Annotated in this window: 8 protein-coding genes; all 8 read left to right on the forward strand. The window is 67.7% G+C overall.

Annotated features, from left to right (window positions below):
* Positions 1 to 38: 38 nt before the first annotated feature.
* Positions 39 to 1,190, forward strand: coding sequence for a branched-chain amino acid ABC transporter substrate-binding protein (locus ACFY2Q_RS10790; RefSeq protein WP_387129091.1), 1,152 nt, complete (start codon positions 39 to 41; stop codon positions 1,188 to 1,190).
* A 67-nt stretch (positions 1,191 to 1,257) separates the two neighbouring features.
* A complete protein-coding gene (locus tag ACFY2Q_RS10795; RefSeq protein WP_387129093.1) occupies positions 1,258 to 2,241 on the forward strand; it encodes a branched-chain amino acid ABC transporter permease in 984 nt (327 codons plus the stop codon).
* Positions 2,238 to 3,416 carry a branched-chain amino acid ABC transporter permease gene (locus tag ACFY2Q_RS10800; protein WP_387129094.1) on the forward strand — a complete coding sequence of 393 codons (1,179 nt, stop codon included), beginning with the start codon at positions 2,238 to 2,240 and terminating at the stop codon, positions 3,414 to 3,416. The genes ACFY2Q_RS10795 and ACFY2Q_RS10800 overlap by 4 nt, the downstream gene beginning before the upstream one ends.
* Positions 3,409 to 4,350: an ABC transporter ATP-binding protein gene (locus ACFY2Q_RS10805; RefSeq protein ID WP_387129095.1), complete on the forward strand. Its 942-nt coding sequence runs from the start codon at positions 3,409 to 3,411 to the stop codon at positions 4,348 to 4,350. The genes ACFY2Q_RS10800 and ACFY2Q_RS10805 overlap by 8 nt, the downstream gene beginning before the upstream one ends.
* The gene (locus tag ACFY2Q_RS10810) at positions 4,337 to 5,050 is read left to right on the forward strand and encodes an ABC transporter ATP-binding protein (RefSeq protein WP_387129096.1); all 714 of its coding nucleotides are present in this window, start codon (positions 4,337 to 4,339) and stop codon (positions 5,048 to 5,050) included. The genes ACFY2Q_RS10805 and ACFY2Q_RS10810 overlap by 14 nt, the downstream gene beginning before the upstream one ends.
* A gap of 135 nt (positions 5,051 to 5,185) precedes the next feature.
* On the forward strand, positions 5,186 to 7,885 hold the full coding sequence (gene polA, locus ACFY2Q_RS10815; protein ID WP_387129097.1) for a DNA polymerase I: 2,700 nt from the start codon (positions 5,186 to 5,188) through the stop codon (positions 7,883 to 7,885).
* Between the two features lie 164 nt (positions 7,886 to 8,049).
* A complete protein-coding gene (locus ACFY2Q_RS10820) occupies positions 8,050 to 8,679 on the forward strand; it encodes a DUF402 domain-containing protein (RefSeq protein WP_387129099.1) in 630 nt (209 codons plus the stop codon).
* A gap of 83 nt (positions 8,680 to 8,762) precedes the next feature.
* Positions 8,763 to 9,044, forward strand: a 282-nt coding sequence (locus ACFY2Q_RS10825) for a helix-turn-helix domain-containing protein (RefSeq protein WP_387129100.1), incomplete at its 3' end; no start/stop codon positions are given.

Raw genomic sequence — 9,044 nt, forward strand, 5'->3', positions numbered from 1 at the left:
GGTCAGCCGCGTCCGCATCTGGAGGAGGTCAGGAAGCCGTGAGGCGAAGCTATGTACGAGCGCTGGGAACAGTTGCGCTCGCCGCGTCCCTGGTGGTCGCTGCTGGTTGCCAGGATTCCGGTGGCAGCGAAGGTGGGACCGCGTCCGGTGACTGCGGTGGCAAGATCGCGATCTTCGGCGCGTTTACCGGAGACAACGCGGGTCTGGTGATCCCGTCGCTCAACGGCGCGAAGCTCGCCGTGAAGCAGTTCAACGAGGCGAACCCGGACTGCAAGGTCACCATGCAGGAGTTCGACACCCAGGGTGACCCGGCTGTCGCGACCCCGTTCGCGAACCAGATCGCCGGGGACAACTCGTTCCTCGGTGTCATCGGTGGTCACTTCTCCGGTGAGTCGGACGCGACGATGCCGATCTACCAGGCCGCGGGCCTGGCGATGGTCAGCCCGTCGGCGACCCGGACCGACCTGACCCAGAAGGGCAACACGTCCTTCTTCCGTGTCGTCGGCAACGACGGCACGCAGGCCGGCGCGGTGGCCAGCTACATGAAGTCGCAGAACGCGCAGAAGGTCTTCATGGTCGATGACGCCAGCGCGTACGGCGCGGGTATCACCGACGAGCTGGGCAAGCAGCTCGGCCCGCTGGTGGTCAACAAGGACAAGATCCAGGAGCGGCAGGCGCAGTTCGACGCCACCATCTCCAAGATCAAGTCGTCGCAGGCAGACTTCGTCTTCTACGGCGGTTACACCCGTGAGGCCGCTCCGCTGGTGAAGCAGATGCGTGCCGCCGGTATCCAGGCCAAGTTCGTCGGCCCGGACGGTCTCTACGACACCGCGTTCCCGAAGGGTGCCTCCGGCGGCGCCGAGGGTGCCATCATCACCTGCCCGTGCCTCCCGGCCGACAAGGCCGGCGGCACCTTCTCCGCCGACTACCAGAAGGAGTACGGCATCCCGCCGGGCTCCTACGGCGCTGAGGGCTTCGACGGCGCGAAGGTCTACCTGGACGCCTTCAAGGACGGCAAGAAGACCCGGGCCGACATCCTGGCGTACGTGAAGTCGTACGACAAGCAGGGTGTGTCGAAGTACATCAAGTTCGACGCCAAGGGTGACGTTGACCCGTCGAAGGTCGTCATCTGGGCCTACCAGATCAAGGGCGAGGCCATCGAGGCGCTGCAGGAGCTCAAGCTCAGCTGACGCCCAGGCGCTGGAGTGCGGCCGGGGTCTATCCACCCCGGCCGCACTCGATTCAAGGAGACCCCCGGTGCATTTCGATGAACTGATCGGCCATCTCGGCCAGCACACGGTCGATGGCCTGTCCAAGGGCGCCATCTATGCCCTGATCGCCCTCGGCTACACCCTCGTCTATGGCGTCCTTCGCCTTATCAACTTCGCGCACTCTGAAGTCTTCATGGTCGGCACCTTCGCGGTGCTGATCCTCTGGAACCAGCTCGGGGTGGAAAATAACCCCCCTATCGGCCAGGCGATCCTGCTCCTGGTGCTCGGTCTGATCGTCGCGGCGGTCGCCTCCGGCGGCACAGCCCTGGCGCTGGAACGCATCGCGTACCGGCCGTTGCGGCGCAAGAACGCGCCGCCGCTGATCTTCCTGATCACCGCCATCGGTCTGTCGCTGGTCTTCGTGGAGCTCTTCGGGCAGGTGCTGCCCAAGCTGCTCGGCTCCGTGTTGCCAGATGTGTTCGGCCGGCCCCGGCAGATCATCGGTATGCCGACGATCATTCAGCAGGAAACCCTGTTCACCATCGGCAACACGGCCATCACGAACATCCAGCTGATTGTCTTCGTGGCGGCCGTGGTGATGATGGCGCTGCTGGACTGGTTCATCAACCGCACCCGGTACGGCCGTGGTGTGCGGGCGGTGGCGCAGAACCCGGAAACCGCCGCGCTGATGGGTGTCAACCAGGAACGCGTGATCATGTTGATCTTCGTGATCGGTGGCATCATGGCCGGCGCCGCCGCTCTGCTGTGGAGCATGCGGTTCGGCTTCACCCAGAACAGCATCGGCTTCGTGCTCGGCCTCAAGGCGTTCACCGCCGCGGTCCTGGGCGGCATCGGTAACCTGCGCGGCGCGCTGCTGGGTGGCCTCTTCCTCGGCATCGTCGAGGTCTACGGCGCCACGCTCTTCGCGTCCAACTGGGAGGACGTCATCGCCTTCGTGGTGCTGATCGTGGTGCTGATGTTCCGGCCGACCGGTCTGTTGGGCGAGTCGCTCGGGAGGGCCCGCGCATGATTGACAAGATTCGCTCCGCGGACCGCCGCCGGGTCGGCGTCCTGAACTCGGTAGGCGATCGCTGGCGGGCACTGCCGAAGTGGCAGAAGGCTGTGGGCGTGGTCGCCCTGATCGTCTTCCTCTACCACCTGCCGTACCTGGGCAAGCTGCCCGGTGGTCTGATGATCCCCGGTCTGAACAACCTGCGTACCGACTCGATCGAGGGCGGCAACAACTGGGCGGGCGTGCTCTTCGTCTGCGCCATCTACGTGCTCGTCGCGATCGGCCTGAACATCGTTGTCGGCCTCGCCGGCCTGCTCGACCTGGGCTACATCGGCTTCTTCGCCATCGGTGCGTACAGCGTCGCGCTGTTCGGTTCGGTGAACTCGCCGGTGGTCAAGTGGATCCAGCAGGAGTTCGACCTGCCGCCGACGTGGGCGGTGACCTGGGGCATCTGCCTCCTGCTCGCGATCGTGCTGACGATGATCTCCGGGGTGATCCTGGGTTGGCCGACGCTTCGGCTGCGCGGTGACTACCTGGCCATCGTGACGCTCGGCTTCGGTGAGATCATCCGGATCGTGGCCCGCAACGCCACAGGGGTCACCAACGGTCCGGTCGGTATCTCGGCAATTCCCGGCCCGGAGGGCCCGCCGTCGGCGGACAACAAGGTCTTCGGTCTGATCGACGCGAAGCCCTGGTACTGGCTGGCGATCACCTTCGTACTGCTGATGGTGGTCCTGGTCCGCCGGCTGGAGCACAGCCGGGTCGGCCGGGCGTGGCTGGCGGTCCGCGAGGACGAGGACGCCGCCGCGGTGATGGGCGTGTACCCGTTCAAATTCAAGCTCTGGGCGTTCGCCATGGGCGCGGCGCTCGGCGGCCTGTCGGGCTTCCTCTTCGGTAGCCGAAACGCGTTCATCGACCCGACCCAGTTCAACGCGAACCTGTCCATCCTCTTCGTCGCCATGGTCGTGGTCGGCGGTTCCGGCAACATGATCGGCGTCTCGCTCGGCGCCGTGCTGTTGGCGTACCTGCCGGAGCGGTTCCGCGATTTCGCCGACTACCGTTGGCTGGTCTTCGGCCTGGCCATGGTGCTGGTGATGATCCTGCGTCCGCAGGGCCTGATCCCCAGCCGGCGGCGAGCCCGCGAGTTGAAGGATCGCGCGGCCGAGGCAGAGGAGGCGCCCGCTCATGTCTGACCAGACCACCAGCACCGCGACGCCGAAGATCCCGACTCAGCCGGGGCCTCGGCAGGTGCTGCTCGAAGTCGACGACGTCACGCTCCGCTTCGGCGGCGTGGTCGCGCTCGACAAGATCAATTTCCAGATCTACGAGGGCGAGATCCTCGGTCTCATCGGGCCGAACGGCGCCGGCAAGACCACCAGCTTCAACGTGATGACGGGGGTCTACAAGCCGACCTCCGGTGCGGTCCGGTTCCGTGGCGAGAAGGTGACCGGCCGCAAGCCGCACCAGATCAGCCAGTTGGGCATCTCCCGGACGTTCCAGAACATCCGTCTCTTCCCGGAGATGACGGCGTTGGAGAACGTCATGGTCGGCACGGATTCCCGGCACAAGACAAGCGTGCCCGGTGCGCTCTTCCGGGTGCCCCGGCACAAGCCGAAGCCACACGAGTTGCCGCAGGTGACCGCCGAGGCGGGCATCCAGCGGACGTGGCAGGAGGTGCGCCGGTCGTTCGCCAAGACGTTCGGCCTGTCCCGGCACATCCTCGAGGAGCGGGCGGCCGAGGCCAAGGCGCTGGAGCTGCTGCGCTTCGTCGGGATCGCCGACCGGGCCAACGACGAGGCGCGCAACCTCCCGTACGGCTACCAGCGTCGGTTGGAGATCGCCCGTGCGATGGCCACCGAGCCGAAGCTGATCTGCCTGGACGAGCCGGCCGCCGGCTTCAACCCGGCGGAGAAGGAGGAGCTGCTCACCCTGATCCGGAAGATCCGGGACATGGGCCTGACCGTGCTGCTCATCGAGCACGACATGCGGCTGGTCATGGGGGTCACCGACCGGATCGTGGTGCTGGAGTTCGGCCGCAAGATCGCCGAGGGTGCGCCCGCGGAGGTCAGCCGCGATCCGAAGGTGATCGCCGCGTACCTGGGGGAGCCAGCCGATGACGCTGCTTGATCTCGAGAACGTAACCGTCGCCTACGGCCGGATCGAGGCGCTGCACGGCATCAGCCTGAGCGTCAACGAGGGTGAGGTGGTGGCCCTGATCGGCGCGAACGGCGCCGGTAAGACCACCACCATGCGGGCCATCTCGGGGACCCGGGCGCTCGCCGGCGGCAAGATCACGTTCAACGGCGAGGACATCAGCAAGCTCCGGGCCGACCTGCGGGTCGTCCGGGGGTTGTGCCAGTCCCCGGAGGGCCGGCAGATCTTCCCGGGTATGACGGTCATGGAGAACCTGGACATGGGGGCGTACACGCGGCGGGACTCCGCCGGCATCGCCGCCGACCTGGACCGGGTGTTGACCCTCTTCCCGCGGCTGCGCGAGCGGCGCAAGCAGGCCGGCGGCACCCTGTCCGGCGGCGAGCAGCAGATGCTCGCGGTCGGTCGGGCGCTGATGAGCCGGCCGAAGCTGCTGCTGCTCGACGAGCCGTCGATGGGTCTGGCCCCGCTGGTGATCCGGCAGATCTTCGACATCATCACGGAGATCAACCAGCAGGGCACCACGATCCTGCTGGTGGAGCAGAACGCCCAGCAGGCGCTCTCCCGGGCGCACCGCGGCTACGTGCTGGAGACCGGCCGGATCGTGAAGGAGGGTTCCGGTCAGGAACTCCTGCACGACCCGTCGATCAAGGAGGCGTACCTCGGCGTGGCCTGAGCCACCTCGTTCGGCGGCCGGCCATCCCCTCGCGGGGTGGCCGGCCGCCGGCGTTGACGGTGGTTGTCCGTTTTCGTGTCCGGGGCGCGGTGCCGCCACCCGGGGATGTCGGTGCGACGGACTAGAGTCGCTGCCGTGACAGCTACGACGCCGCGCCTGCTCCTCGTCGACGGACATTCCATGGCATACCGGGCCTTCTTCGCCCTGCCCGTGGAAAACTTCTCCACCACGACGGGTCAGCCGACCAACGCGGTCTACGGCTTCACGTCGATGCTGATCAACGTGCTGCGCGACGAGCAGCCCACCCACATCGTCGTCGCCTTCGACGTCTCCCGCCGCTCCTTCCGCACCGACAAGTACGCGGAGTACAAGGCCGGCCGCAGCGAGACGCCCACCGACTTCAAGGGCCAGGTAAGCCTCGTCAAGGAGGTCCTGGCCGCGCTCCAGATCCCGGTGGTGGAAAAGGAGGGCTTCGAGGCCGACGACGTCATCGCCACGCTCGCCTGCCAGGCCCGCGACCAGGGCATGTCGGTGCTGATCAGCAGCGGCGACCGGGACGCGTTCCAACTCGTCGACGACCAGATCACAGTCCTCTACCCGCGCAAGGGCGTCTCCGATCTGGCCCGGATGGACCCAGCGGCGATCGAGGCGAAGTACGGCGTCGGGCCGGCGCAATACCGGGACCTGGCCGCACTTGTCGGCGAGACCAGCGACAACCTGCCCGGCATCCCCGGTGTCGGCCCGAAGACCGCCGCCAAGTGGATCACCACGTACGGCGGGGTGGAGGGCGTGATCGCCCGCGCCGACGAGATCAAGGGCAAGGCCGGCGACAGCCTGCGCGAGCGGCTCGCCGACGTGATCCGCAACTACGAGATCAACCGGCTCGTGTCCGATCTGGAGCTGCCGCTGCGCCCGGAGGACTCCCGCTGGACCGGTTGGGACCGCGAGGCGGTGCACCAGGTCTTCGACACCCTGGAGTTCCGCATCCTGCGTGACCGGCTCTACCAATACCTCGAGGCCGTCGAGCCGGAGGCCGAGTCCGGCTTCGACCTCACCGGCGAGCTGCTCACCGAGCCCGGCGCGCTTACCGCCTGGCTGGGCACCCACGCCCCGGCCGGCACCTCGGTCGGGCTGGCGGTGAAGCTCGACACCGGCCCCAACCGCCGGCACACCGCCTCGATCACCGGCCTGGCGCTGGCCACCGCCGGTGGCGCGGCCGCCTGGGTCGACCCGGCAGGCCTCGACGCCACCGACGAGGGCGCGCTTGCCGCCTGGCTGGCCGACGCGCAGCGGCCCAAGGTCCTGCACGACAGCAAGCCGGCCGTGCTGGCCTGCTCGGCGCACGGCTGGGAGTTGGCCGGCGTCGTCCGTGACACCCAGATCGCCGCATACCTGGCCCGCCCCGACCAGCGGTCCTACGACCTGACCGACCTGGCGCTGCGCTACCTGCACCGCGAGCTGCGGGTGGACACTCCGGAGACCGGCCAGCTCACCCTCGACGGGCTGGGCGACGAGGGTGTGGCCGAGCAGAACCTCATGCTCCAGGCGCGGGCCACCCTCGACCTGGCCGACGCGATCGACGCCGAGCTGTCCCGCGACGGTGAGCAGTCCGCCCGCCTGATGGCCGGGGTGGAGCTGCCGCTGATGCGGGTCCTCGCCGACATGGAGCGCACCGGCATCGCCGCCGACACGCACTACCTGTCCGAGTTGGAGGCGCACTTCGCCGCCGAGGTGAAGGCTGCCGCGCAGGGCGCGTACGAGGCGGTGGGCCGGGAGTTCAACCTCGGTTCGCCCAAGCAGTTGCAGGAGATCCTCTTCACCGAGCTGGGCCTGCCCAAGACCAAGAAGATCAAGACGGGCTACACGACCGACGCCGACGCCCTGCAGTGGCTCTACGCGCAGCAGCCGCACCCGGTGCTGGCCCACCTTCTGCGCCACCGCGACGTGGCCAAGCTCAAGTCGACAGTGGACGGCCTGCTCAAGTCCGTCTCCGACGACGGCCGGATCCATACCACCTTCAACCAGACGGTGGCGGCCACCGGGCGGCTCTCGTCCACCGAGCCCAACCTGCAGAACATCCCGATCCGCACCGAGGAGGGCCGCCGCATCCGCCGGGCCTTCGTCGTGGGGGAGGGGTTCGAGTGCCTGCTCACCGCCGACTACAGCCAGATCGAAATGCGGATCATGGCGCACCTCTCCTCGGACGACGCGCTGATCGAGGCGTTCAACTCCGGCGCCGACTTCCACGCCGCCACCGCCTCGTCGGTCTTCGGGGTGCCGGTCGACGAGGTCACCCCGGACCAGCGCCGCAAGATCAAGGCCATGAACTACGGCCTGGCGTACGGGCTGAGCGCCTTCGGCCTGTCCCAACAGCTCGGCATCAACACCGAAGAGGCGCGCGGGCTTATGGAAAACTACTTCGCCGGCTTCGGCGGAGTGCGCGACTACCTGCAGCAGGTCGTCGCCCGAGCCCGCCAGGACGGCTACACCTCGACAATCCTCGGCCGTCGCCGCTACCTGCCCGACCTGGTCAGCGACAACAGGCAACGCCGCGACATCGCCGAACGGATGGCCCTCAACGCCCCGATCCAGGGCTCCGCCGCCGACATCATCAAGGTGGCGATGCTGCACGTCGACACCGCGCTCGGCGAGGCCGGCCTGCGCTCCCGCATGCTGTTGCAGGTGCACGACGAGCTGGTCTTCGAGGTCGCCCCCGGTGAGCGCGAGGCGCTGGAGGCGCTGGTCCGACGGGAGATGGGCGAGGCGTACCCGCTGTCGGTGCCGCTTGAGGTGTCGGTGGGCGAAGGTCGGGACTGGAACAGCGCTGACCACTGAGCCTGCGGTGAGGGGTTCCGGGGCGACAAGACCCGCTTCGGGCGGTCGGCTGATCCGTGCGCGGGTCGGCTGCCTTCCTGTCCTGCCGGTTTCCTCGCCGCGCGCCGGCGACTGACGGTCCTTCGGGTCAGCGGCATCTGATCAAGGCGGGCTACCCTGCTGCGATGCCATTTGAGCCGGGAAAGATCATCAATCGTCGCTATCTGCGTGGCCGTTGGTGCACGTGGGTGCAGCCGATGCGCGTCATCGCCGACAACGAGGATGGGCTGCTGCTGTGGCATCCAGCCGGCAGTGACTTCGCCAGGCTTGTCGATGGGGACGGCAAGACTCAACACGAGATCACCGTCGATCAGATGCGTGATCCGAAGCTGACGGTCCTGACCTGGCAGACGTACGACATTCTGGTCCTCATGCCGCCGCAGGCCGCCTACTCGGTGTGGTGGTTTTTCCACGATGGCGCCTTCACTGGCTGGTACGTCAACCTCGAAACGCCCTGTCAACGGCAGCCCAATGGCGTAGACACCGACGACCTCGTCCTCGATATCGTCGTGACCCCAGACCGGCAGTGGGAGTGGAAGGACCTCGACGAGTTCGACGGGCGCATCGGCAACCCCCTGTACTTCGACAGGGCTACGGCCGACGCCGTCCGCGCCGAGGGAGAGCGGCTCATCAAGCTGATCGCGGCAGGCGATTTCCCCTTCGACGGCACCTACACCGACTTCCGTCCGGACCAGCGCGGGCCGATGCTGCGGCTCCCGGCGACCCTCGACCCGCAGCCAGGCTTAGCCGAATAGCAGGTCGCCCAGGGTCTGTCGACGACGCGCTGAGACTGACCCTCTAGCGGCGGATTGGGACTGACCCCTCCGAGGCTGGAGGGGTGATCGCACTGGAAGACTGGGCTGAGATCCGTCGGCTGCATCGGGCCGAGGGTGTTCCGATCAAGGAGATCGCGCGCCGGCTGGGTTTGGCGCGTAACACGGTCCGTTCGGCGCTTCGGGCGCAGGCGCCGCCATCGCGTGAGCGCGGCCCCCGCGGTTCGCTTGTGGACAAGGTCGAGCCGCAGATCCGGGCGTTGCTCGCGGAGTTCCCGCGGATGCCGGCGACGGTGATCGCTGAGCGGATCGGGTGGACGAAGTCGCTGACGATCCTCAAAGACCGG

The organism is Micromonospora sp. NPDC000316 (assembly GCF_042898885.1).
Classification (GTDB): Bacteria; Actinomycetota; Actinomycetes; order Mycobacteriales; family Micromonosporaceae; genus Micromonospora.